This window comes from Saccharolobus solfataricus (assembly GCF_900079115.1).
Classification (GTDB): domain Archaea; phylum Thermoproteota; class Thermoprotei_A; order Sulfolobales; family Sulfolobaceae; genus Saccharolobus; species Saccharolobus solfataricus.
Genome location: NZ_LT549890.1, coordinates 2,766,106 through 2,792,174, shown reverse-complemented (window position 1 = coordinate 2,792,174; position 26,069 = coordinate 2,766,106). Strand labels below are relative to the sequence as shown.

Sequence of the window (26,069 nt, the reverse complement as noted above, 5' to 3'; positions counted from 1 at the left end):
TCTATGCAAGAACTATTCTTATGAGAAACATAAACGAGCTTGAGGCGAGATTAATACTAACGTTAGGTAATTCTTTTAGAAACTTACGACAATTAAGATGGAATCTTGAAAATCATAATAAAGCCTACTTGGAGATTGAAGGGAAGGGAAATTCCTATTTGTTAATCGTTGACCACAAGGGGAGTGGGCTCATCAGATTGGATGACAAACCCTATTTCGAGCTAGATAGATATCACACTTTGATACCAATTCCCTTTGGTAACCATAAGATTAGTTTAGAGCTTTCCCACTATATGGACTTTGGTGAAAAGGTTGATATTTCAGCTGGAATACCGTTTTATACTGAGATAGACTCTAACGCTTATAAGTTATACGTTTACGGATCTCAGATCCTAGACCTAGTAAGAAGTATAAATGACAATGAAGTTAAGGATGATTTAATTAGTGCCTTAAGTAAAGCTTTACATGAGGCTTACTTCGAGACAATATCTAAAGAACAGTTGTTTATTCTGTCTAAGTTAATAAGAACGACATTGGATGTAAGTAGAATGGTTCAAGAGATCGAGGAACCTCTAGATGTATACAAGGAAGATGAGAATAGAAGTAAATTCGAAGGGGCTTTGAACACTTTGAGGAGTGAATTGTCAAAACTAGTAAATAAGTACGGTAAAAGAGGGGTATTGGTAGGAACTGGTCACGCTCATATTGATACCGCTTGGCTTTGGCCATTTGATGAGACGAGGAGGAAAGTTCTAAGGACATTCTCAACAATTTTGACACTCTTAGACAAATACGACTTTCACTTTATTCAGAGTGCTGCCATATATTACGAGTGGGTAAAGGCTGATTCTCCGGAATTATTTGTAAGAATTAAGGAAAAGGTTAAAGAAGGCAAATGGGAATTAGCAGCCCTATATGTTGAATCAGATGCGAATATGGTATCTGGTGAGTCGCTTGCTAGACAGTTCTTATACTCTCAGAGGTTCTATCTGGAAAATTTTGGGAAGCTTGCTAATATTTTATGGTTACCCGACACATTTGGGTTTTCAGCATCATTACCTCAGATAGCTAAATTGGGCGGAGTTAAGGCATTCGCAACTCATAAGGTTTTCTGGAACGACACTAATAAATTCCCATACAACGTTTTTAAGTGGGTAGGACCAAACGGCGATTACTTACCAGCAATAGCTTTTGGGCATGGAAAGGGTGGTTATAACTCAGACTTCTCGGCCTCTAGTGTTTTAGAGCAATATAATAATTGGGCTCAAAAGGATCAACCAATGCTATACTCTTACGGATACGGTGATGGCGGTGGAGGACCAAATGAGGATATGTTGATTAGAGCTGAAGCAGTAAACCTTTTACCAATATTACCCAAGGTTGAACTAAGTGGTGTAAATAGCTATATACAAAGGATAGTTCCAGTAGAAGAGTGGAGAGGAGAACTATATTTAGAAACTCATAGGGGTGTATTGACCTCTCATTCAAAGATGAAATTGCTTAATAGAAGTGCAGAGATTGCGTTAAGAGAAGCCGAGCTATGGAGCACTTTAGCTAGGACTTATGATAAAGAAGTTTTTACAAAACTATGGAAAGTTGTATTAAAGGATCAGTTCCATGACGTCTTACCTGGATCGGCGATAAAAGACGTTTATAAGGTGGCTTATCAAGAGTTAGAAGAAGTGATAAATAAGGCTAATAATGTTGCGAGTGAAGCGATGCAGAAGTTAGTTGGTGGTAGCGGAGATAAGACGTTTGTGTTTAATTCACTGTCATGGGATAGGGAGGAATACATTGAGGCTGACGGTAAGTTGGTTAAGGTTAGAGTCCCATCAGTGGGATTCTCCTTGTTGGAACCAGTGGAGGTTAGAGATAAAGCCGTCATTAATGAAAATAACGCTGAATACCTTGTGGAGAATAAATATTTTAGAGTAAGAATAAGTAAAAGTGGGCAAGTTCTCTCACTATTTGATAAAGAGGCAAATAGGGAAGTATTAAGGGATAAGAGCAACCTATTAATAGCTTACGAGAATATACCAGGTTGGGCTGACGCGTGGGATATCGAGAAGGGATTTGAGGATAGAAGTTTCGAAATTAGGGCCTCCTCATCTGAAATAGTCAATAATGACGGGATTGTGGCTTCAATTAAATTTACTTATAAATTTAGGAGATCAGAAATTATTCAAATTGTCCGTGTTTATGCTGATAGTAGAAGGATAGATTTCATCACTACGCTAAGGATGAGGGATAGAGAACTGTTGGTGAAGAGCTGGTTTAATTTTGACTTAAACGTGGAAAGGGCAGTTTCCGATATTCCCTTTGGAGTTGTGGAAAGGTTCACTTGGAGTAATACCAGTTGGGATAAGGCTAGGTTTGAGGTTCCAATTCAAAAGTTTGTTGATTTCTCTGAAAGTGAGTATGGTGCCGCATTACTTAATAACGGCAAGTATGGGGCAACGTTAAGAGGTTCTTCAGTTGGTTTAAGTTTGACTAAAACTCCGATATATCCAGATCCATCTACCGACCTTGAAGAGGTCACTTTCATTTACTCATTATATCCTCATATTGGTGATTGGAAGAGGGCTGAGGTTATTAAGAGAGCTTATGAGTTAAACGTACCATTGAGAGTAGTTAAGGGAGTTAGTGAGGTTAAACGTAAGAGTTTCATTAGGATTAATGATAGTAAGTTGATTTTAGAAGCAGTTAAGGTAGCTGAGGATGATAACAATAGCGTAGTGTTAAGGCTTTACGAATATGAGAATACTAGGGGAGAGGCTTATGTTGAAGTGCCTTTCAATGTAACTGAGGCAAGAAGTCTTGACTTGTTAGAGTTGAATGAGGTTCCAAGGGATATAGTAATTGAGGGAAATAGGATTAAGGTAAAGTATAAGAATAGGGATATCCTCACAATAAGTGTGAGGGGTTAGATGAAAAAGGTTAGTATTATTACAGGGGGAGCTAAGGGAATAGGAGCAGCAATAGGTTATAGATTAGGTAAGCAAGGATATGCCGTAGTTATAGCTGATGTAGATGAAGAAGCTGGGAAATATAGGGAGAATCATTTTAGGGGTGAGGGAATAGATTCTTTTTTCATTAAGACTGATGTTTCTTCAGAGATGGACGTCTCAAACATGGTTGAAAAGGTTTATGGTAGATATGGAAGGATTGATGTTCTTGTTAATAACGCTGGTATAGGATTTAGTGGAAAGAGTATAGAAGAGCAAACTTTAGATGAGTGGAGGAGAGTGATTGAGACAAATTTGACCGGAGTCTGGCTTTGTTCCAAGTATGCAGTGAAATATATGAAGAATAATGGTGGTGTGATTGTTAACATAGCATCAACTAGGGCTTTTCAATCTGAGCCAAATACTGAACCTTACTCTGCTTCTAAGGGTGGCATAATTGCATTAACACATTCCTTAGCCGTTAGTTTAAGCAAGTATAATATAAGGGTGGTTTCCATAAGTCCAGGGTGGATTGATACGAGTAGGTGGCAAGTCCCTCCTAGAGAGTCAACTTTATCTGGTTTGGATCATGGGCAACATCTGACCAGAAGGGTTGGAAAGCCTGAGGATGTAGCTTCATTAGTTACATTTTTAGTTTCTGACGATGCTTCGTGGATTAGTGGCGTGAATTTCACAATTGATGGAGGTATGACAGTTAAAATGATATATATTGACGAGAATGTTATTCAAGATTCCTTAACAATGCTATTTAATGATGTAGAGGTCTCATATCAGATTAGAAAATTAATTGAAAAAATTAAAAAAGCAGATAATAAGGAAAATATAAAAAGTAAATTGGATGAGCTCTTAAGGTCATTATAAACAATGCTCATCATATAATGGGGGTTAAACGTCTTTGGCGTATATGATTCTTTAACCCTTCAAAAGCATATCATAAGTGATAGGTTCTCTGAGTCTCTTTACTTTTTACAAATGCAATACCGTAAGAGGATCCCATATTTAACTGGAAAAGTTAATAATTTCATAGTATACTAGCCTGGAATTTTACGTAGATTTAAAATTTTTAAGTTGTATTGAGCATAAAATTTATATCTGTCCCATCTTAACATAGGTTTTAATGAAAGCTATAATAGTGAAACCCCCAAACGCGGGAGTGCAGGTAAAGGATGTTGATGAAAAGAAATTGGACAGCTACGGGAAAATAAAGATAAGAACAATCTACAACGGTATTTGTGGTACTGATAGAGAGATAGTTAATGGTAAGTTAACATTGTCGACTTTACCTAAGGGAAAGGATTTCTTGGTATTGGGTCATGAGGCAATAGGTGTTGTGGAAGAGTCTTATCATGGTTTTTCTCAAGGAGATCTGGTAATGCCAGTTAATAGGAGAGGATGCGGTATTTGTAGAAATTGTTTAGTTGGGAGACCAGACTTTTGTGAAACAGGGGAATTCGGAGAAGCTGGAATACACAAAATGGATGGGTTTATGAGGGAATGGTGGTACGACGACCCTAAGTATTTGGTTAAAATTCCTAAGTCAATTGAAGATATTGGAATTTTAGCACAACCGTTAGCAGACATTGAGAAGTCCATTGAGGAAATATTGGAAGTTCAGAAAAGGGTTCCAGTGTGGACTTGTGATGATGGAACTCTAAATTGTAGGAAAGTTCTCGTTGTTGGCACCGGACCAATTGGAGTCTTATTTACTTTGCTTTTTAGAACTTATGGACTAGAGGTTTGGATGGCAAACAGAAGAGAACCCACTGAGGTAGAACAGACCGTTATAGAGGAAACCAAAACTAACTATTATAATTCATCCAATGGGTACGACAAATTGAAAGACTCAGTAGGTAAGTTCGATGTAATAATAGACGCAACGGGAGCAGATGTAAATATATTAGGTAATGTTATTCCATTGTTAGGAAGGAACGGAGTTTTAGGTCTCTTTGGATTTTCAACTTCTGGTTCAGTTCCATTGGACTACAAGACATTACAAGAAATAGTACACACAAATAAGACGATAATAGGTCTAGTGAATGGTCAAAAGCCCCACTTCCAGCAAGCCGTAGTTCATTTAGCCTCTTGGAAGACTTTATATCCTAAGGCTGCTAAGATGCTAATTACTAAGACTGTCAGTATAAATGATGAAAAAGAGTTACTTAAAGTGCTTAGGGAAAAGGAACATGGAGAAATCAAGATAAGAATATTATGGGAATAATTCAATAAAAATTTCGGTTTTTTGTGCTATCTTTTTCTGGTGTAAGGAGGTTCTAATTATGCTTGTAACAATGATATATTTTTACGTGAATATGTATATAGATTATGTATTTATGTGTTCGAGAAATATTCAATAAAAATATTCAAACAAATGTAGTATAAGGGACTACTATATCGAGCAGAAAAGAAAAATTAGTGAAAATCTTTTATATTAATGCGTTTATAGTTAATACTCGGACTTATATGAGACTTGACTTTACACTTTATTTGCTCATCTCTTCGCTCATTTCCATTTTTACTATTCTATATATCTCATTTACCTTACCCCTTGCATTTACATATAAACCAAAGTCCTCCCAAACTAATATAAAAAGGAGCGAAATTACTGTATTAATTCCAGTTTATAAAGAGGATGTTGATGTGTTTAAGGAAGTTATAAATTCCGTTAAAAAACAAGATCTGAATTTTGTTGTTGTTGGAGATGGGTGTGATGAACCATATAAAAGTATAACCATATCAAAAGGAGGTTTGTTCGTTAAGTTGGATAAGAACATGGGTAAAAGGAGGGCAATAAGAGAAGGATTCAAATACGTTAAAACCCCGTATGTCTTACTTTTAGATAGTGACACAATACTCCCGGATAACTCTATTGATATACTATCCTCTAAATTAGCTGGGGATATAGTTGCTGTTAGCCCAGAGATTTCGATATTGCCAGGCAGAAATAAGGTAACTTTCCACATTTCAGAGATGATGCAAAGATTAAGGGAAATAAGTTATAGGGCATTGGCTAGATTTGGTAGTATAGTATCACTTAATGGTCAATGCATACTAGCTAAAACTGATGTAATAAAATCGCTAGTTGAGTCTGAGGAATTTAATAGTGTTAAATTATGGAGGTTCTCTACAATTCTAGGTGATGATAGACAAATAACCAATTACATCTATTCAAAGGGATATAAGGCAACGGTTACCAATGATGTAGTAGTCAAGACTAAGGCACCGGATACAATTAGGGATTTGTTAAAACAAATGGTGAGATGGTATAGATCTAATAACTTCTTCCTAATCAAAGAGATAGGTGATGGTACAATCATTAAAAAGGGTTTCTTTTACATGTTTACAGTACTATACTGGTATGCGTTACCTTTACTTACATTACTGAGCTATAGCTTATATACTGAAATAATTTTGTCACACGCAATTAAACATTGGAATTTCATTGTTAGGGCAATTACGACAGACCCAGCTAGGTTCACAGAAAACGTCATAATATCTAGAATTGATAGGTTATTCAATATAGATCCCACGCCTATTGCTAATAAATTTCACCATTTTCTTCCACATCACTTTAATCCTATTATGTTAATTTACGACAATAAACTGAGTGCAAAAATGATACTATTCCATTATTTCTATGTTTTCCATACACTTGTGGGCGAAGTATCAGCCATAGTTAGCATAGTAATGATTATTTCCATCCTATTATATACGAGGAAAATAAGGGGATTTGCTTTAGGTCTATTGGCATTTCCGTTAATGTTCTTAGCAGATATATTCGCCCTTATGACCATATGGAGACAAAAGAAGTGGTCTGGACGTAACTGAAATTCAAACTCTCCACTATTTTTATTTCACCATCCAGATACTCCGATAAAACACAAACTTTATACTTTTCTAAACATAGTAGAGTCGGAGTGAAAGAAAACATGGCCTATTTATTAAGAGAAGGAACACAAAGATCTACTGGAAATGAGGTAATACTAAACAACATAGCAGTAGCGAAAATATTACTAGAAATGCTAAAGTCAAGTCTAGGTCCTAAGGGCTTGGACAAAATGTTGGTTGAAGGGCAAGACGTTACAATAACTAATGACGGTGCTACAATAGTGAAAAACATGGAAGTACAGCATCCTACTGCTAAATTACTTATTGAAACCGCAAAAACTGTTGACACCGAGGTAGGGGATGGAACAACCTCAGTAGTTGTCCTCGCTGGATTACTGTTAGAAAAGGCTGAAGACTTATTAAATCAAAAGATTCATCCAACGGTAATAATTGAAGGTTATAGGAAAGCACTAAATTCATCATTAGAATTGCTAAAAAATATAGCTGATAAGATTAGTCCAGAGGATAGGAAGATAGTTCACGATTTAGTATATACTACTCTTTCTAGTAAGTTCTTCTCCACAGAGCACACTCTCGAGAAGATAATAAACTTGGTTATTGACGCTTCGTTAGCGGTATTGGATAAAAGGGATGGAAGTTATGATCTAGATATTAAGAACATTAAGATTGTAAAGGTCAATGGCGGGGAATTCGATGATAGTGAGCTAATAAACGGAATCGTTGTAGATAAAGAGCCAACCAATGAGAATATGCCGAAAAGAGTGGAAAACGTTAAAGTGATGTTAGCTGACTTTCCACTAAAACTTGAAAAAACAGAAATCAGTATGAAGTTGGGAATAAGCGATCCCACTCAGATAAAGGGATACTTAGATGAACAAACGGCTTATGTTAAGCAAATGGTGGATAAGATAAAGGCAATGGGCGTCAAATTATTTATTACCCAAAAGGATATTGATGAAATTGCTTCATATTTAATGGGCAAAAATGGAATAATGGCATTAAAGAACGTAAAGAGAAGCGACATAGAATTATTGAGTAGGGCTACTGGTGCCAAAATTGCAAGTAGTATGAAAGATGCTAACGAAAGTGACTTAGGGGAAGCTAAATTAGTAGAGGTTAGAAATTTAGGAAAGAACAAGTATCTCTTCATCCAATCCGATAAAGCTAAAGCAGTGACTGTAATAATAAAGGGCTCAAATAACATGATAACTGATGAAGCAGAGAGAAGTTTAAATGACGCCTTCAACTCCATAAGAAACTTACTATTGGAACCATATATAGTAGCGGGTGGTGGAGCAGTAGAAGAAGAGTTAGCTAAGAGATTAAGAGATGACGCAAGAAAGGTTATAGGAAAGGAGCAATTGGCATTTAATGCATTTGCAGATGCATTAGAAGAGTACGTTTCAATACTATCAGAAACTGCTGGTATGGATCCGATAAGCGCGTTAACCGAAATAAGACACAAACACGCAACTGGGTTAAAGAATGCTGGAATAGACGTTACTAAGGCAAGGATTTACGATAATATGCTTGAACTTAGAGTGATTGACTCTCTAAAGGTTAAGGAACAAGTTTTGAAGAGTGCTACAGAAGCAGCTACTGCAATTTTAAAGATTGATGATATGATAGCTGCAGCTCCTGCAAAGCAACAACCTCAGCCACAACAGCCAAACCCATACTTAGGTTAAAAGGTTAAGATATGATTATTTTATTTAGGTTTTCTTTATTACTTTATGGAACTAAAAATTACTGATTTCAAAGTTTTCGTAGCTCAGGCCAATTTCGAATGGGCTTTTGTGAGAATCTACTCCAAAGACTTATATGGTACTGGTGAGGCAGGTCCTGCGCCAGGTTTAAAGGGAATGGAAAGCGAGTTTATACAATTACTAATTGGAGAAGACGCATTCAAAGTTAATAGGATAGCTGAGAAACTCAGGTACGCTACACTATACTCTGGAACTACTGTATATCACTTGATCTCAGCCATTAATATTGCACTGTACGATCTTATTGGGAAATACCTAAATGTACCAATATACAAATTACTAGGTGGGGATAAGACGGAAATACCAGTCTATGTCGACGCTCATGGAGGGAAAGGGTTAGAAGCAATTAATGCTTTACACTTACCAGTTAATTTACCTTGGATCAAGGAGGCTGAGGTGGAGACAAATAGGTTGATCACAACCAATAATCCAGTTCATGGTAGGTTATCAATGGAAAAGTGGAATGAAGATTATTCACCTGAGGCATACGCTAAGAGAGCTCTAAAGATGAAGAACGAGGGTTATAAAGCCATGAAATTTGATCTAGACATACCTACACCTTATATAGATTTAAGGAGAGTAAGAAATGGAGATTTATCTCTTAAAGATATCGACTACATGGTAGATATAGTAAAGGCAGTTAGAGAGTCCGTTGGCGATGAGGTCGAAATAATGTTCGATTTGCATTGGAGATATAATTTAAATACTGCAATTAGGATTTGTAAGGCACTAGAACCATATAGACTAAGATGGCTAGAGGATCCAATGCCGGCAATAATGGCTGTTTCCAATTACGACGAGTTAAAGTTGTTGACCTCTCAGTGTTCAGTTCCGATAGAGACTGGCGAGAACCTCTATACAGTATATCAGTTCAAGGATTTGCTCAATACTGGAGTTAGAGTGTGGGCTCCGGATATAGTTAAAGCTGGTGGAATAACCGAGGGAAGGAGAATAGCTGAATTAGCTGCCATGTATGATATAGAATACTCTCCTCATAATATAGCATCACCAATAGGTACTATGGCTCATGCCCATGTAGGGTCAATTGCAAACACATTCGGTTTTGTGGAATTTCATGGTCACGATGTACCATTTTGGAATGAGATCGTTAAGCCGAAGAGAAAGATTATAGAAGATGGTGTGATTAAGCTTACCGATGACCCTGGATTGGGCATAGATCTAGACGATGAGGTAATGAGAAAATATTGGCCAACTTATGAGTTATGAACATACCAAAGAAATGAGATTTTCTCCTCCTTTAACTCACTGGAAGTTATGATAGGAAAAAACTCACATATAGAAACCTTTACTTGTATTTATTAACTCCTCAATCAAACTATTAGGCCTATACGCTACATATCCCTTTGAATAAATATCAACTAGATGGTTGTAAATATTCCTTATACCTAATTCATCAGCGATTTCCATTAAACCCTTAGGGAAATTGAAGCCATAGATCATTACAGTGTCTATATCTTTAGCATTCACTATACCATTTTGTATTAGCCAAGCTCCCTCATTTACTGCTAAAGATATTAGTCTAGCTGGGTCAACTTTACTTGTTACTTGTAATTCAACTTTCCTATATTTCCCGGGAGCTGGATAATTATAGAATCCCTTCCCAGTCTTAACACCTAATTCTTTAGCCTCAAACTTCCTCTTATACATTTCACACTTTACATCTTGAGCAGTACCGCTACTAACTATCACGTTCCATAAATCCACCGCAACATCTATTCCCACATAGTCTGATAGTTCAAAGATGCCCATGGGTAACTTGAGCCCATTCCTAGCTGCACTATCAACTTCCTCAATGGTTGCTTCACCATCTTCAACCTCCCTGCAAGCCTCTTGCATTAATCTCAGAAATATTCTATTGCTAACAAAACCTGGTACTTCAACCTTGAGCTTAACTGGTATTTTGTTCATCTTTTTAGCTAAATCTATGGTGACTTCAATGGTCTCGTCAGAAGTGTACTTACTAGGAACTATCTCTACTAACTTCATAATTGGTGGGGGATTAAAGAAGTGCATTCCGATTATTTTCTCCTTCCTCTTGGTTACTTCAGCTATAGTTGATATAGGGATTGATGAAGTGTTTGAGGCTAAAAATGTATGTGAAGGGGTTATACTATCTAACGTCTCAAATACCTTTCTTTTGAGCTCTATAATTTCAGGTACCGCCTCTATAACAAAATCCGCATCTCGCATTACATCATAAGAAGTTGAAAATTCAATTCTTTTCATTATATCTTCTGGTTTTTCCTTTATTTGTCCCTTTTCGTAAAACTTGTTTAATGATTCCATTATCCTCTCCTTTGCCCTATTTAAAAAATCCCAAGATATATCTACTACACTCACATTATAGTTAGCTAGTGCTGAAACTTCCGCAATTCCGTGACCCATTGTTCCTGCTCCAACTACACCTATCTTTTTTATACTCATGAGAGATATATTATGATTTTAAGAATTTAAAGTGAAGCTTTGTTTCATCATAAACAAACATATACATTTACGATTAGGCGTAAAGAATATATATACTGAGTATAACGAGATTATAATGTGAGCATTAAAGAGGTAATCAGACTTTTCGGTCCGGCATGGATTGTAATGATGGCAGATGTTGATGCTGCCAGTGTATTAACTGGAGTAGCAAATGGTCAAGAATACGGATACAGACTGATCTGGTTATTGCTACTTTTATCCATTCCCTTATATATTATTCAAGAGGCTGCTGGAAGATTAGGTGCTGTAAATAACGGTAAAGGTCTTGGCGAGATAATTAGGGAGAGATATTCTGGTAAAATAGCGTTGCTTGCATCTCTCTCAATGTTTGTAGTCGACGTGTTTACTTACATAGTCGAATATGTTGGAATAGCGGTTGGAGGGTTAGTATTAGGGATCCCACCATATATAACTCTTCCAATTTTCTTTGTATTCCATCTGGTTATAATATCAACTAGGAAGTACGAGAAAATAGAGAAATTCTTACTTCCAATATCTTTACTTTTAGCTGTTGCCTTTGTACTTCAAGCAATGTTAAGGGGTATTGTAAATGGCGAAAACGTACTTTACTTCTCTCCTTCTAAATCCTTTACGTTTTTAGTTGCCGCAAATATTGGTGCCGTAATAATGCCGTTTATGATATTTTACCAAACTTCAGCCACCTCTTATAAGTACCAAAACGTAGAGTCCTCAATAGAGACTAAGATAAAGTGGTCCTCCATAGAGACACTTATTGGAGCAATAGTATCAGAATTAATAATGGTAGCAATAGAAATGGCTACTACTGGAATTTCGCCATCAGTGGACCCTTTAAACTATAAGGAAATCTCATATGCTCTGTCATTAGTTTCTGGACCCTTCTCTCCCTATATATTTGGAATTGGATTAATTTGTGCAGCTTTTCTGGCGTTAATAGTAGAGTCTCTAGGAAGTGCATGGGGGACTTTAGAAGCCTTAGGTAAAAATAGTTTTAACAACTTTATACTACTATACATTTCTGAGTCAATTCCTGCACTTGTAATCACATTACTTTTCACGAATAATTACGATAATGTTGTTAACTTTGCCCTAACTTTAATGTCGATAGCCCCGTTTATAGTTGTAATTCCATGTGTGTTGATTGGAATGCTAGTAAAGGACAAGAATTTGATGATGAACTATGCGTACGGGAGAACTAGAATGCTCGTTTATTGGATTACAGTTGCAATGATACTCATTGGTGGAATACTTGCTGTAATTTAACTTCCCTTCCACATTTTTAAAGAGGATACAAAATCTGAAATTGAATATCTACTCTTCCAGCTTAATGGGTATGAAAACTTAATATAACGAGAGGAGGTATAGTCTAAACTTAATAGCTCATCATCGTTTAACGTTATTTTTATTTTCCTATCATTAATCTCTATTTCCAATTTTCCAGCTTCTTCCTTACTTTCCAAAAATTCAAATCCTTTGTCATATCTTAGCATTAAGAACTTTTCCAGACTTTTTACACCACCATTAATCACAATTGTCCCAGAACCTAGTATAATGTGAAATAGCCATAGTTTTATAACGTTCAAATTCTGATCAATGTCTTTTACACTATATGCTTCATCTCCAAAGGAAGTACACCCCCTTAATGCTATGCAAACTTGATTTCCATAGAAATAGGCTGTATCGTTAGCCCATTCTGAGTGTTTTTCCATTGATTTATATAAAGGTTCTATGTGGGCATAGTATTGCGGGTCTATCTCAATCATTCTAGAAGGTGGTAGATATTTTATTACTTCTGAAGGTAAGTTTAGGAAAGTAACGAAACTTGGATAATGTCCACCCCATATGGAATAGGTCCTATCTGAGACTTTCCTTATCTCACCAAATGGTTGTGTTTTGTACACCAATCTGTAAAGGTTTTCTGACATATTATTGGGCAATTTACTTAACACTAATGCTCTAAATGCAGGGGAAATGGTGTTTATATAGGGTATGATATCGTTTTCTCCTTTAACTCTTTTAACTATCCCATTTTTTATAACGTAAACTTCATCATCATCACTAATTTGAACCTCTATCTCACACTGCGTATTCACTAGCCCCTTTTTCCATCTTATACACTGTCTATATACCACATTTAAAGTAAAGTTAAATCAGATATTAAAATACTAATTCTTAACGATATCAAGCGTATTTAGAGAAAAAGTCTTTTAGCTCATCAACGTATTTCACGCAATTTAAACTAGACGCAATTGCTATGGCTAGAATTCCAAAGGCTAATCCGGAAAATAAGAAGGCAATGCCCACGAAATTTAACAATAAAAATAAAGAAGAGCAAAAAAGTAGAACTAAAGAGATTTTGTTCTCATTGACTATATGCGACATTGTTACGCTTACTTCTTTAGATAAGAAGATTATCCTGTCTACGTCCTTAATCTTCTCGTTCAATATACTGATATAACCCTTGAGGCTATCCCAATTCGCTGAGATATAGTTTTTCAATTCTTCAATTTTAATGTTAAGTGGACCGGCAATCATCGTGCCCTCAAGAATATCCGAAATCTTATCCGAAGATAGAAGCTTAATGAGAGATAGTAAAGCACCCAGTTTAGCTAAAAAGACTACTTTATCTAAATCCTTAGTTAAACCAGGGAGTTTAGATTCAAGGTAAAACTGCAATACAGTCGAAATAATTAATAGGAAAGATGATGCAAGTATAAACTCTAAAAACAGTATGTTAAGAGACATAATTCTTCACTTGTTATTTCATTACTATAGTATCATAACCTATAGAGTAAATAAATGTTTGTTTTAAGGAACTATCAGAATAAGTATGCTACGACTATATATACAAAATAATCAATAGCATTTGCACAAATTTACTTTATTCACCTTAGATCTTAAATATTTATGGAAATTCTCTTGGAGGAGATTATAGTAATTATAAACTTTAAAAAGTGCGCGCCCTAAATATCATATATTATGTATGGAGCATATTTGAATATTTTTTACCGTTCGCCATTCTTGAGGAATTGTTATAATTAATATATAGGTTAATTTATCTAAGAACAGTTGTGGAAAAGGTAATTATTGACAAATACATTATACGTACAGATTGTAGCGATGATAACGTACTAAACGATTTAGTCAAGATACTAAGAAAATACAATATAAAGGCATATAATTACAAGGTTGAGTTTCTTCATAACAAGGTTAGTATTAGAGCCATAAGAAGGAATATTATTTTAAATTTATCGAATCTATACATAAAAGATATGGAAGATATTCTAGAAGAATCAGAGGAATTATATACTACTAGATTTGGCATAGAATTCCATAATATACCCTCTAAGAGGGAAATTTTAGATAAGCTAGAAGCTACTAAACTTCCTTACTCTAAGGTTGACGTATTTAAGGATTACGTTAGAATATGGACAATTAATGGATTCACATTTATAGATGGAAAGAGTTTAGAGGCAACGTATTATTTAAGTCTAATTCTCGAAAAGGTTAATTTAGAGCCGTTCAATTTAGGCAGAATTAGAAAGGTTAAAGACATGAGAGCTTTGCTTCTCCTTAAATATTATGGAATAAGGGATTTAGACTTAATCGAGAAACTAATTGATCTGGGTTTAAGAATTGAGAACGATAACGAGATAATAATAGATAATATTTCAATCAGCAAGAAGGGAATATTTAAAAAGGGTAATGAAGTGTCTAAAAAGGAATTATATGAGCTAGTTAAAGTTAATAAGTAATGGAGTATTCTTACAATCGTGTTAAAGTCTGTAACAGTTTCTGCACCGTCAAATATAGCCGTTGTAAAGTACTGGGGAAAAAGGGGAGATGAAAGACTAAATTTACCGCTCAACAACTCATTATCGATTACTTTAGATGATCAGTTATCAGTGATTACCAAAGTAACCTTAAACGATAAGAATATTGTAATAGTTAACGATAGGATCTTATCAGAAGATGAAATGAAAGAGTATGCTGGAAGGGTCTTGGATACCTTTAAGAAAATCGTTGGCAAGGAATTTCACGTTAAAGTTGAGTCAAAGTCAAAATTTCCTATTAATGCGGGATTAGCGTCTTCTGCAGCAGGGATTGCAGCGTTAGCCTTTAGTCTAAATGAGTTACTGGAGTTAAACCTCAAATCCGAAGAGCTTTCCAAAATAGCTAGACTGGGATCTGGAAGTGCATGTAGAAGTATGTTTGGAGGATTTGTAGTATGGAATAAGGGGGAGAGAGAAGATGGAGAGGATTCTTATTGTTATCAAATCTTCCGGCATGACTATTGGAGTGAATTAGTGGATATTATTCCTATATTAAGTGAGAAAGAAAAGAAAATCTCTTCTAGAAAGGGTATGATAAGATCAGCTGAAACTTCAGAACTAATGGAATGTAGGCTTAAATACATTGAGAAGACATTTAATGAAGTTATTGAGGCTATAAGGAATAGGGATGAGAAGAAATTCTACTATCTTATGATGAGACATAGTAATAGTATGCACGCAGTAATATTGGATAGTTGGCCATCCTTCTTTTACTTAAACGATACTTCCATAAGGATTATGGAATGGATACATGATTATGGGAAGGCTGGTTATACATTTGATGCTGGACCAAATCCTCACATTTTTACTACAGAAAGAAATATAGGAGATATTTTAGAATTCTTAAAATCTCTAGAAATAAAGAGAATAATAGTATCTAAAGTAGGAGATGGACCAAAAGTATTAAGTAGAGAATGAAAATTTAGTTAGATTCGAGCCTTAATCCCTCGTCTTCTTTCACATCAATTATGAAAATACCTCTTTTACTCCACGCCTCCCTTACCCTATTTAAATCATTGCCTAATGCAAAAATTGAATCTCCCCCACCTGCCCCAGGAGATAAGGCTACTAACGCACCTTCCTCTTCTGCTATTTTTATCAACTCCTCCTCCATTTTACTTACCAGTTTAACACCAACAATACGCTCAGCTATATAATTCAAATACTTCCTTCCTAACTTTATGTGCTCCACAGCCTCGTCAAGCTTATTCAATTTTATGAGTTTGATTGCCATATAATTCTCCTCATCTATAAGCCTCATTATTTCCTTAAAATCATCCAAATTACTCTTCTCTACAAATTTCCTAACCAAACCCACGGTTTCAGAACTCTTTCCCGTAAATCCAAGCATCATATCGTAATTTCCCAAATTGAGTTTTTCGAAATAGAAGTCCATCTTATCTAAATCAGTAAATCTCTTGTAAACTATGCTACCAAAAACAGCTGAAGCTATGTCAAACCCACTACCAATTCCCTTTTGTCTCTTATAGTTGGCAATTTGTGCCAATTTATGTATCTCAAACAAATCCAGTTTGCCGTGGATAGCGTAATACAGACAAGCGGTAAGGGAAACTGTAGCAGCCGAAGAACTACCTAGTCCCGTTTTTTTACCATCTATTATAAACTCCTTATCGTTATATAGATCTATTTCATAACCTTGAGGAAGTTGTGAAAGCCTTTCTCTAAAAGTATCTAGGACTGAATTAATTAACTCATTACCAGAATTTTTGAAGTGCCCATAACTAGTATGGAAAATTAAACTATCCTTCTCTTTAATTTCTCTCAAACTACAACTCACTCTCTTATTAACTGCTATTACATGTGATATGCCTCCAAAAACTACGCTGTAACTTCCTATCCAAAGTATTTTGCCAGGTGCGCTAACCTTTATCACATTCCATATTCCTTATTAGCTTTTTAATCTTTAACTACTATTCATTTCCAAATGGAATTTCTAAGCAAGAGGGAAAGGTTAGTATTAGTTGCAATAGCCCAAGCAGGACCTAGTGGGACCACTTATTCACAACTATCAGCATTAGGTTATATCTTATCTAGAAACACTATCCAAGAAACAATTGAGAACCTTTACTTAAAAGGTTACATTAACGTTCTAAAAGACGGGGATGAGATAAGATACATAGCGTCAAAGAGCGTAAGAAACGCTATTATTAATTTGGAATTTCACAAGTATAGATTAGCTAAAAATTTGAGCGAGTTGAAGAAGAAAGTAGAGGATATTAGTAAGATGGAGAAACAACAACAAGCTGTAGCCTTTAAGGGTGTCCTAAAGGATCTACTTTCCTCCATTTCATCTTCGATAATATCATTACTAGATGACATGCCAGCTTTAACATTACCTGAATATACGGAAGTCTTGGAAAATTTGTACAGGGAGTTTTTATCTAAGCTAAGCCCGCTTATGCAAGAATCCATGACTGAGGATGAAATAAATGCGTTCATTTCGTTAGTGAGTAAATATAGGGGAGAAAAAGAGGCTGAAGAGATTAAAAGTACGTTACAGAAAATAAAGGGAGGAGCGGAGAGTCAAAGTTAGTAGAAATGTTTTCCATAAACCTTATAAGTTTCCCTCATAATCCAAAATTAAGTTTGAGAAAAGTTCAAGAACTCTTAGTTGATAAGTTCTATTTAACTGTGTGATTTGCAAGCCTAGTAGTAATAACATAGAGTTATACACTCCGTATGTTACAGAGCGGGCGAATATCTCGAATAGTTAATACTACGAAACATAAGAAGTTCCATTTCTCCAATATTTATGAATGGGTTGAGGATTATGTGAAGGTAAATGGCTTCTATTAAGTCTAAGAAACAAAGGATTAATATTATATATCGTTTAAAAATCCTATTAGATCCGAAACCTTCCTCAGAAAATTATCAGTGAACGCGTGTGAACTTTACGTTACATTTGAAAAAGTTTCAGCTATTCAGCTAGTTCTTACGACATAGTTTCTCATCGTTTATTATACTTCGTCAGACTTTAAAGGGCAAGAAAACTTCACTCAGTATTGACGTCCAAGGTTCACCGCACCTCTTCACACTATACGTAAGGTCATTTACTCTCTTGGATATGGAGCGTAGGAACCTCGTTGCATCCCACATTAAGGTCTCGAAGTCCGTGTAAATCTTCGAGTAGAGCCTTTTCTTGAGGACTGCCCACGGCCCCTCCGCCGGACTCTTATCCGGAGAGTAAGGCGGCAGATAAACAAACTCCACCCCATTTTCCTCAAGGAATTCCCTCACTTCATTACCGTGTATTCTAGCATTATCCATCACTATCACGGTCTTCTCGTCCTTTATTACCTTCCTCAAGTAGAGTATAATATCTTTTGAGTTCAGCGAGGGCTTCTTGTATGTCGAATAGGAGAAAGTTATTCCCTCTTTACTAATCGTTATCCCGCCTACTACTGCAAACCTCTTCCTCTTAGGGTTGACCTTTATCCCTCCTCCGACCTTCATCCAGCCTTTACCCTTGTTTATGTAGGACACGTACGACTCATCGAAGATGTGTACCTTGTACCCTTCTCTTATTTTTTTAAAAAGCTTCTCCCCTTGTTCCTTCACCCACCTTTCTACAGCGTTATCGTCTCTAACGTAAGTTCTCTTTCCTTTCTTGTACTTGAAGCCTAACTTCTTGAGGACTGGGCTTAAACTCCTCGGGTTGTACTTTATCCCAAATTCCTTGTCAAGTATATACGCTATGAGCTTCAAGGTCCAGAAATCGTAGTTCAAGCCGAAATCTCTTGGGCTCTTTTCTAAGATTCGGACGAGCTTTTCCTCGTCCTTCAGTTTCGTGGGTCCCTTCCTCGGCTTAGCGCTCAGGTCACCTTTCCTCAACCACTTGTACACGGTAAAGATGGAGACGTCATACTTCTTGGCAACGTCCTTTATACTCATCCCGTTCCTCACATCTTTTACAGCGTTAATCCTCCTCTCTTCCTCTTGTTTCTTGTTGAGCCTTATACCGTGCATTCTGGATTTCGGCATAACAATTTAGTATTACTCATGAAATATAAATCTTGCTCTTTAAAGTCTGACGAAGTATAATGGGATACCAAACGATAAAAAATATATATGATCGAACAGTTATAGTATATGTATGAGAAGGACTAGGGATGATATAATAAGTGATATCTTGGAGGCGATAGATAGTAAAATTAATAGGATATCTAGTATTATGAAAAATGTTAATCTTAGCGCCTCGCTAGCAAAAAAATATATATCAATGCTTGCAGAAGAGGGGCTTATTCAAGACGACAATGGCGAGTATAAGTTAACAGAAAAAGGAAGAAAAATTCTTGAACAGCTTAGAAATATGAGAAAGATGGAATTAGAATTAGCTAATATAATTTATGAAGTTAGGAAAGAACTATCAATTAATGAGAAGAAAGATTAAGTAAGTCATAGTTAATAGAGCTATTCCTACATCTACTATTTTATATACTCTCTTCGGTACGAAATTTAATAGTGAGAGAGATATAATTGAAACTGCAGATGCTATTATAAATACTGAAATTACCTCTATAGAGTAGAGTATACTATAAGCAGTGGAAGCGATAACTATAACCAACACCTTGGTTGGAGTTATGACGAAAGCTCCTTGTAATAACCCAGCCTTGTTTGCCCCTATATCAATTTCCTTATCAAATATTGCTTGAATTAGAAGTAGAATTGAAAATATAATACCTATTATATTTGAGATTATCTCTAAGAATTTATTATCACCTATTAGAATTACAAGTGGTATTGCTATTATAACGAACCCAGCTGAATGAGATAGGGCAAATTGTACAATCTTCCATCGGCTCTTTAAAAGTCTTGCAGTCGCTACATGATCAGGTTCAATTCCATGCGAAAGACCTAGTAATAACGATAGGATAAATGGATCCACGTTTACTCCTTTAATAACTTTAATAATATAACTTATTGCTACTCGCGACAGAATACGGTATGAAATTCATTATAATATGACCACAAGATATAAGCAGAAAGCTTATAAGGGCAAGAAGGAAGTTAATAGTTAAGAAAATCATTAATTTCTCACTTTAAACTAAGAATAGTCATAGTGTTAAACTAAAGTGAGAAAGATGAGAGTACTGGCAATTGGTAACGTTTTTAACCCATCTGGAGTATCGGTTCATATAATAAATGTTTTAAAAGAGTTAGTAAAGATGGGGGACGAGGTATTCTTATACGTTCCGTCATTTCTTGTGAGAAGGAACTATGAAGTGTTAAAGGATTTAGAGAATGCACATATTAGTGTTCATCATTCTGTGTATGAAACTAAAGAAGCTGAAGAAGTTGGTACATTACCTTATTTCATAAGATCTCATACCGTTTACTTAAGATGGAATAATTTGGGGGAGGATAGAAAATATATTGATGAACTAAAGGATATTAAACCGGACGTCATTTACGACATGCACGAAGACTCAATTACCTTAAGATTATCATACCATATTGCAAAAAGATTGAATAAACCATTAGTTAAACTTTTACATCTTGAGCCATTCAGAAATTCTTTCGGAAGGGGGTATAGGAAATTTCTAGGAATCAAAGGATTAGCATATGACACCTTAATGTGGATGTTCTACAAATTCGATAAAAGGGCATTTTTACGTTCAATAAATGATGGAATATTAAGGGGAATAGCTGGTGTATCTAAGGCACCGTTTTATCTATCTGGAATTGAAGAGATTGCACATAGTGTGAGATTAAAGGTTTATGAGGTTGGTAATGCTTTCAATAAGGATATTATTTATAAGTATAGGAGGACTAGAGGTAAAGAAGACTATGCGGTTTTCTTCGCTAGATTAGTCCCACAGAAGGGGATTAAGGAATTGCCTAAGATCGCTGATTTATTAGATAGTAAAATAGTTGTATTTGGAAAAATTTTTAATGAGAACGATAGGTCGATTCTAATGTCGCATCCTAAAATTGAATATAAAGGTTATAGGCCAATAGAAGAGGTATACAATACAGTGGCCAAGGCTAAAGTTTTAATTTATCCTTCCCATCAAGATGGTTTTTCTCTAGTGGTTTTAGATACCTTAGCTTTAGGTACTTCGGTTGTAGCATATGATATACCTGCAATAAGATTTGTGTTTTCCAGTTTAAAACCAGTTAGAACAGTGAGAGAGTATGATATAAAGGAAATGGCAAGTACTGCAAACAGTATACTAAGGATGAAAGATGAAGAATACGAGAGTGAGCATGAAGATGAGAAGGTGAAGAAGTTTTTAGAATTGCACTCCTCATGGGCAAACGTAGCTAAGGAGACCCACGATTTTCTTTCTGCATTCTTATAAATCTCATTGATAGTCCTAGTTTTATGGAAGTCAAATAGAAATTATCTTTAATTAAATAGAGGAAATAAATTACTGCAACAATCCAAAAAATCCCTGAAATTTCGAAGTAAAAGAATCGCAGTATATAAGCTAAATCTGAGAGTAGTATAGAAATTACAACCTTATTGTAATTATATCTACTTGTAGAGTAGGTAATGCAGGAGAAGAATAAGTTCGACATTATACCTAAGGTAAAAGCGTGAACGAAATCTCCAAAATAGAGCGACAACAAGGGAATTACTATTAGAGACAGTAAAGATGAAATCCCAGTAATGCTCTTAAAAGTAAACGTCTTTCTATATATTGTAAGGAAGTAAACTACTCCGATAAAGGGAAATAGTATGGGGAAAAAGTACGACAATATTATAATTAGGAATATGGGTAACTGATGCAGTCCGAATACTGGTTTGGTTCTCAAGTTAACGGAAAATACTCCCACGTTTACTCCTAATATATACAAAAGTAAAGGAGTGATAAGAAGCCAGTAGTTTGGGTAAAATACCCACGCAATTATGGACGAGAATGGTGACGATAGTACTAGAGCATTGATAGGTAACTTTTTAGTATTATAACCATACATTTTCAGATCTTTTAGTGCCCAGACTTCAGTAATAGTTAGGACAACTGATGCAATAATTTGAAAATACTGTATTGGAATAGCCAAGAGAATTAAAGATGCTATATGTAACGCTAAGTAATTTTTTGCTGGAAAGAACAGTCTCTGTATCATGCCAAAGTATAATGCGTAAGCTCCCAACAGCATAAAATAGGGATGAAATGGCAAGTTAAGGGGTAGTGATAGTGAACCCAAAGCCCAGTATATCATTGCCAAGAATATAAAGGGAATATTAACTCCCCAAGGTTCTATCTCTTTTATCTCCTTCATATAGTTGAAATCGATAACAGAATAAAAAAATGTTAAGCTTATAGATTAGGTTTCTACGATATTCTTATAGCTGTTACGTAAATATCTAGCTAAGTATAGAGCATCAGTATCTAAATATCCCGCAAGTCTAACTAAGGTTATATCGGGATTTCGTTTGATTATTTCAACTATCTTTCTCAGCTTATGAGGTAAGATAACTTCATCGTTTGTGGTCAAAGCCCATTCCTTAAACCTTGCCCAAAATTTTGAATAGTTCACAACATGTTAGTTTATTAGGATACTTTTTAAGCAAAAGTGCTAAATGACATCTTTTTATACTTTTTTGCAAAAATGTTAATATGAAAATCTTAACATTTGGCGGTACGGGATTCGTTGGTAGCAATTTCGTAAGATATGCCATAAGTAAGGGACATGATGTACTAGTTTACGCTAGGAGCATGAACGATTACACAAAAGCCTTACAAAACATTGGTGCAAATATAGTTTTCTCTTATGATAATTATTTGAAAGACATTGATTGTTTAGTTTACTTCATAGGCGCAATGTGGACTAAGGATCCTAGAGAATTTGAATACTTACAAGTACAATTCCCTACTGAAATAGGAAGGAAGTTCTTTCAAGTTAATTCCGGTAAGTTCGTATATATAAGCAGTATAGGAGTGTCTGAAAATATCGAAAGTAAAGAGAGACCTATAGCTGAAGAGAGTCCTCATGGGGAAGGTTTAAAGCCAAATACGCTTCATGGAATTACGAAGCTTGAAGGGGAAAGGAACATATCTAAATTCCCCAATTATGTAATACTTAGGTTTCCAATAGTTTATGGCCCCTATAGTAGAATCCTTATGTGGAGGGCTTTCATGTGGTTAGTTTCTCATGGTATTGGTCTAAAAAATGATAATATGTTTAGCGTAGTCTCAACCAGAAATACTTCCAAGGCAATAGAATTAGCTTGCAAATATAAGAGGAGCGATTATTTTTACATTACTGATAAGGAACCCGCTAACTTGACAAGTCTTTTCTCTGATGCAGTAAAAGCCATAAATAGGGAAATAAGGTCATGGCTCCCATTTAGCGTAAAGCTCATAGAGCCTTTCAAATCTTCACACGAGATGCTAAAAATGGCCTATGATGTCCTTTCACGGGAGTTAGTATATTCCTACAAGAAGGCCGAAAGGGAATTAAATTACATTCCAGAGGATGTAAGGATTGAGACGTTTAAGGAAATGGCAAAATATTACAAGATTATATGAACGATTAGGAAGCTTTGTGGACTCGTTGAATTTTCACAAAAAGTTAAAAAACATCATAAACATAAGTTGTACATCTTGAGGTTAGTTGAAAGATAGATAATAGTGACTTAGTGGAAAATATTCAACAGATCAACTAAGCATGGTTAGGATTAAACTTTTTATTATACAAGTTATTAAAATTCTTATGATAATATGTACTGTTGTAGATGATTCAAACAGATTAGACTTATTCTCTAGAGGGAAATTCATAGTATTATTTACCGATAAAAATAAGGAGATTCTATATAAGGAGGAGAATCCAGCGTTAAACTCTTCCACTAAAAGACCGTTAGTAGCTAAAGAATGTGTAAGGTTAAGAGCCGAAATGGTAATCGCTGCTCATGGATCTCTCTGCTATCCATCTTATTCCATTTTAAAGAAAGCTAATGTTAGAATGTTAGTAGGAAATATCGGTGATAGTATATATACATATAGTTTTCATTCAGTAAGCAAGTGGGAAGTTACATATTCTAGCTTTTTGGCGATTAAAGAAAGGCTATTCCGACGTTAGTTTCTTTTCAAGAAGGCTTAATGATATATCATATCTATAGTTAGTGTGGAGATGGCCATCATTAAACTCCTCGTAATAGTGATTTATCCCATATTTTTGCAATTTCTTGTGTAAAGTCCTACTCCCATACTGTATATTGAACTCGTCCTTTTTGCCTACATCTATAAATATGAACTTAAGCATTTTCAAATTATCAGCGTATTTGTCAACCATTCTCACTGGGTCTTTCTCTAACCATTTCTTCCAAACATCTTCCAATATTTCCCCAGTTTCCAGATCGAAGGGCAACTCAATTTTTTCATTATTTGGAGAATAAAATGCTGACATGCCGACCACGTTCAACGTATTTAAATCTTCCCTATGCTGTTTATTTTCCTTCTTCCAATAATTTTCTAACCATTCCTCTGGAGTCTTAAATCTCCTTAACTGCTCAATTGCCCTAGGAAATGTAGGTAAGTAGACGTACTCGAAATATGCGTCACCAGCGTGGTCAGCTATGGCCTTAATAGTATTAGGGTATTTCATTCCTAATATAAGTGCACCATATCCTCCTGAGGAGTGTCCAAATATTCCTATCTTATCGCTCTTGAACTTATCCTTTAAGAATGGTATTAATTCCTTTACCAGAAAGTCCTCATACATTCCAACTGCTGAGGAATTTATGTACTGATTTCCACCAACCTTAGTGAACATATCTGGAAGAACTATTACTGAACCTTTCATTTTCCCCTCGTTACTCAATCTCTCAACCTTACTCACCATGTCCTCTCCCAATGGGTTATAATTAATTTGGGTTAGTGAAGAAGAGAGGTAACCGCTAAGGTAAATCAATATTGGTCTCCCCTCATAGTCTTTAGGGTAAATTATTCCCACTCTTCTCTTATACGGATCATTTAAGGGATTATCTCTCAAAACGTTACTCTCAAATTCAATAATAGTTAAGTTCATGTACCCATCTTCCTTCCCTAAGCTTTAAATCTTCCTTTTTTCATTATATCATATGAAGCTAACAGTTAAGGAAGTTAAAGAGGTTTATAAACCAAAGTTACTACCTATAATTTGGAAGGACGAAAATAATACTTTGACAATCCTGGATCAATCGTTATTACCATTCCAAAAGGTCTACGTAGATTTAAAGGACGTTGATAGTACAGCATTAGCCATAAAGAACATGCAAGTTAGAGGTGCTCCAGCAATAGGAATTACTGCCGGGTACGGAATGGTATTGGCGTTAACTAGTAACAAGAATGTAAAGACATTAGATGAGGCTATTAGAGAATTGACTAGGGCTAAAGCCATATTGGATTCAGCTAGACCTACAGCTGTTAATTTGGTTTGGGCGACTTCAAGAATGTTAACTTTAGCTAAAAATGCAGTGGAAAACGGTAACGCTAAGACCATAAATGAGCTAATAGACCTTATGAAAGTTGAGGCTAAGAGGATTTTTGATGAGGAATATGACGCTGAAATACAAATGGGACTTTACGGTTTAGAGAAATTAAACGACAGTGATACAGTACTGACGCAGTGTAATGCTGGTGGTTTGGCGACTGGTACTGGGTTGGGGACTGCATTGTCTCCAGTGAAATTGGCTAAAGCCTTAGGGATGAACGTCTCAGTTATCGCTCCAGAGACTAGACCTTGGTTACAAGGTAGTAGGTTAACCGTTTACGAATTAATGGAGGAAGGAATAAAAGTCACATTGATTACCGACACTGCAGTTGGTTTGGTAATGTATCGAGGAATGGTTAATAGCGTCATGGTTGGGGCTGATAGGATATTAAGAGATGGGCATGTTTTCAATAAAATAGGAACATATAAGGAAGCTGTCATAGCTCACGAATTAGGGATACCGTTTTACGCATTAGCCCCGACTTCAAGTTTCGATTTAAAGAGCAACGTTAACGAAATTAAGATCGAGGAGAGGGATCCTAATGAAGTTAGGACAATTAGGGGAATACCAATAGCTCCAGAAAACGTAAATGTATATAATCCTGTATTTGATGTTACTCCACCTAAATATATTGCTGGGATAATAACTGAAAAGGGAATAATATATCCGCCATTTCATGAGAATATTAAAAGAATTGTAGAAAGATAACTCTTAGGAAAAGTAATTTAAATAT

At 35.6% G+C, this 26,069-nt stretch carries 24 protein-coding genes; 15 read left to right on the top strand and 9 right to left on the bottom strand.

The window, feature by feature from the left end; translation table 11 throughout:
• Positions 1-20 precede the first annotated feature (20 nt).
• The 6 genes from SSOP1_RS14850 (at position 21) to SSOP1_RS14825 (ending at position 9,805) form a co-directional block, all read left to right on the top strand.
• Entirely contained in the window at positions 21-2,927 is a 2,907-nt protein-coding gene (locus SSOP1_RS14850) for an alpha-mannosidase (protein ID WP_009992657.1), read from the top strand.
• Entirely contained in the window at positions 2,928-3,827 is a 900-nt protein-coding gene (locus SSOP1_RS14845) for an SDR family oxidoreductase (RefSeq protein ID WP_009992654.1), read from the top strand.
• Positions 3,828-4,083: 256 nt separating this feature from the next.
• Positions 4,084-5,184 carry a glucose 1-dehydrogenase gene (locus SSOP1_RS14840; RefSeq protein ID WP_009992653.1) on the top strand — a complete coding sequence of 367 codons (1,101 nt, stop codon included), beginning with the start codon at positions 4,084-4,086 and terminating at the stop codon, positions 5,182-5,184.
• Positions 5,185-5,426: 242 nt separating this feature from the next.
• Positions 5,427-6,791, top strand: coding sequence for a glycosyltransferase family 2 protein (locus SSOP1_RS14835; protein ID WP_063492842.1), 1,365 nt, complete (start codon positions 5,427-5,429; stop codon positions 6,789-6,791).
• A gap of 101 nt (positions 6,792-6,892) precedes the next feature.
• Positions 6,893-8,500, top strand: coding sequence for a thermosome subunit alpha (thsA, locus tag SSOP1_RS14830; protein ID WP_009992650.1), 1,608 nt, complete (start codon positions 6,893-6,895; stop codon positions 8,498-8,500).
• Between the two features lie 45 nt (positions 8,501-8,545).
• Positions 8,546-9,805 (top strand): mandelate racemase/muconate lactonizing enzyme family protein, encoded by a 1,260-nt coding sequence (locus SSOP1_RS14825; protein ID WP_063492841.1) that lies wholly within the window; start codon positions 8,546-8,548, stop codon positions 9,803-9,805.
• Positions 9,806-9,868: 63 nt separating this feature from the next.
• On the opposite strand, the gene SSOP1_RS14820 is transcribed toward SSOP1_RS14825, so the two are convergent.
• On the bottom strand, positions 9,869-11,023 hold the full coding sequence (locus tag SSOP1_RS14820) for a 3-hydroxyacyl-CoA dehydrogenase (RefSeq protein ID WP_009992648.1): 1,155 nt from the start codon (positions 11,021-11,023) through the stop codon (positions 9,869-9,871).
• A 117-nt stretch (positions 11,024-11,140) separates the two neighbouring features.
• Here SSOP1_RS14820 and SSOP1_RS14815 point away from each other — a divergent pair, with 117 nt between their 5' ends.
• Positions 11,141-12,325, top strand: coding sequence for an NRAMP family divalent metal transporter (locus SSOP1_RS14815; RefSeq protein WP_009992646.1), 1,185 nt, complete (start codon positions 11,141-11,143; stop codon positions 12,323-12,325).
• On the opposite strand, the gene SSOP1_RS14810 is transcribed toward SSOP1_RS14815, so the two are convergent.
• Entirely contained in the window at positions 12,322-13,194 is an 873-nt protein-coding gene (locus SSOP1_RS14810) for a hypothetical protein (protein WP_009992645.1), read from the bottom strand. The two genes, SSOP1_RS14815 and SSOP1_RS14810, sit on opposite strands and share 4 nt — an antisense overlap.
• Before the next feature lie 49 nt (positions 13,195-13,243).
• Complete coding sequence (locus SSOP1_RS14805) at positions 13,244-13,807, bottom strand: hypothetical protein (protein ID WP_009992644.1); 564 nt, start codon at positions 13,805-13,807, stop codon at positions 13,244-13,246.
• A 326-nt stretch (positions 13,808-14,133) separates the two neighbouring features.
• Between SSOP1_RS14805 and SSOP1_RS14800 the strand changes: the two genes are divergently transcribed.
• Both SSOP1_RS14800 and mvaD read left to right on the top strand, forming a co-directional pair.
• Positions 14,134-14,817: a hypothetical protein gene (locus SSOP1_RS14800; RefSeq protein ID WP_009992642.1), complete on the top strand. Its 684-nt coding sequence runs from the start codon at positions 14,134-14,136 to the stop codon at positions 14,815-14,817.
• 18 nt (positions 14,818-14,835) lie between these two features.
• The gene (gene mvaD / locus SSOP1_RS14795) at positions 14,836-15,813 is read left to right on the top strand and encodes a diphosphomevalonate decarboxylase (RefSeq protein ID WP_009992640.1); all 978 of its coding nucleotides are present in this window, start codon (positions 14,836-14,838) and stop codon (positions 15,811-15,813) included.
• Between the two features lie 4 nt (positions 15,814-15,817).
• Here the strand turns inward: mvaD and SSOP1_RS14790 are convergent, their stop codons facing one another.
• Entirely contained in the window at positions 15,818-16,789 is a 972-nt protein-coding gene (locus SSOP1_RS14790) for a phosphomevalonate kinase (RefSeq protein ID WP_009992639.1), read from the bottom strand.
• A 51-nt stretch (positions 16,790-16,840) separates the two neighbouring features.
• On the opposite strand from SSOP1_RS14790, the gene SSOP1_RS14785 reads away from it, so the two are divergent.
• Positions 16,841-17,449, top strand: a complete 609-nt coding sequence (locus SSOP1_RS14785) for a hypothetical protein (RefSeq protein ID WP_009992638.1) — start codon at positions 16,841-16,843, stop codon at positions 17,447-17,449.
• Positions 17,450-17,883: 434 nt separating this feature from the next.
• Here SSOP1_RS14785 and SSOP1_RS16705 read toward each other — a convergent pair whose 3' ends face one another.
• Positions 17,884-18,897, bottom strand: a complete 1,014-nt coding sequence (locus SSOP1_RS16705) for an IS630-like element ISC1078 family transposase (RefSeq protein ID WP_010923639.1) — start codon at positions 18,895-18,897, stop codon at positions 17,884-17,886.
• Between the two features lie 112 nt (positions 18,898-19,009).
• Between SSOP1_RS16705 and SSOP1_RS14770 the strand changes: the two genes are divergently transcribed.
• Positions 19,010-19,306 (top strand): winged helix-turn-helix domain-containing protein, encoded by a 297-nt coding sequence (locus tag SSOP1_RS14770; RefSeq protein ID WP_063492840.1) that lies wholly within the window; start codon positions 19,010-19,012, stop codon positions 19,304-19,306.
• Here the strand turns inward: SSOP1_RS14770 and SSOP1_RS14765 are convergent.
• On the bottom strand, positions 19,283-19,801 hold the full coding sequence (locus SSOP1_RS14765) for a hypothetical protein (protein ID WP_009992584.1): 519 nt from the start codon (positions 19,799-19,801) through the stop codon (positions 19,283-19,285). The two genes, SSOP1_RS14770 and SSOP1_RS14765, sit on opposite strands and share 24 nt — an antisense overlap.
• Positions 19,802-19,997: 196 nt before the next feature.
• Between SSOP1_RS14765 and SSOP1_RS14760 the strand changes: the two genes are divergently transcribed.
• The gene (locus tag SSOP1_RS14760) at positions 19,998-21,218 is read left to right on the top strand and encodes a glycosyltransferase family 4 protein (RefSeq protein WP_063492904.1); all 1,221 of its coding nucleotides are present in this window, start codon (positions 19,998-20,000) and stop codon (positions 21,216-21,218) included.
• On the opposite strand, the gene SSOP1_RS14755 is transcribed toward SSOP1_RS14760, so the two are convergent.
• On the bottom strand, positions 21,181-22,143 hold the full coding sequence (locus SSOP1_RS14755; protein WP_009992582.1) for a hypothetical protein: 963 nt from the start codon (positions 22,141-22,143) through the stop codon (positions 21,181-21,183). The genes SSOP1_RS14760 and SSOP1_RS14755 overlap by 38 nt on opposite strands.
• A 45-nt stretch (positions 22,144-22,188) precedes the next feature.
• Positions 22,189-22,401, bottom strand: a complete 213-nt coding sequence (locus SSOP1_RS14750) for a hypothetical protein (RefSeq protein ID WP_009992581.1) — start codon at positions 22,399-22,401, stop codon at positions 22,189-22,191.
• A 56-nt stretch (positions 22,402-22,457) separates the two neighbouring features.
• Here SSOP1_RS14750 and SSOP1_RS14745 point away from each other — a divergent pair, with 56 nt between their 5' ends.
• Together SSOP1_RS14745 and SSOP1_RS14740 are read left to right on the top strand one after the other, a co-directional pair.
• Positions 22,458-23,393: an NAD-dependent epimerase/dehydratase family protein gene (locus tag SSOP1_RS14745; protein ID WP_029552614.1), complete on the top strand. Its 936-nt coding sequence runs from the start codon at positions 22,458-22,460 to the stop codon at positions 23,391-23,393.
• A 163-nt stretch (positions 23,394-23,556) separates the two neighbouring features.
• Positions 23,557-23,943, top strand: coding sequence for a NifB/NifX family molybdenum-iron cluster-binding protein (locus SSOP1_RS14740; RefSeq protein WP_029552613.1), 387 nt, complete (start codon positions 23,557-23,559; stop codon positions 23,941-23,943).
• Here SSOP1_RS14740 and SSOP1_RS14735 read toward each other — a convergent pair.
• On the bottom strand, positions 23,929-24,891 hold the full coding sequence (locus SSOP1_RS14735) for an alpha/beta hydrolase (protein WP_009992578.1): 963 nt from the start codon (positions 24,889-24,891) through the stop codon (positions 23,929-23,931). The genes SSOP1_RS14740 and SSOP1_RS14735 overlap by 15 nt on opposite strands.
• A 52-nt stretch (positions 24,892-24,943) precedes the next feature.
• On the opposite strand from SSOP1_RS14735, the gene SSOP1_RS14730 reads away from it, so the two are divergent.
• Entirely contained in the window at positions 24,944-26,044 is a 1,101-nt protein-coding gene (locus tag SSOP1_RS14730) for an S-methyl-5-thioribose-1-phosphate isomerase (RefSeq protein ID WP_009992577.1), read from the top strand.
• Positions 26,045-26,069: the final 25 nt, after the last annotated feature.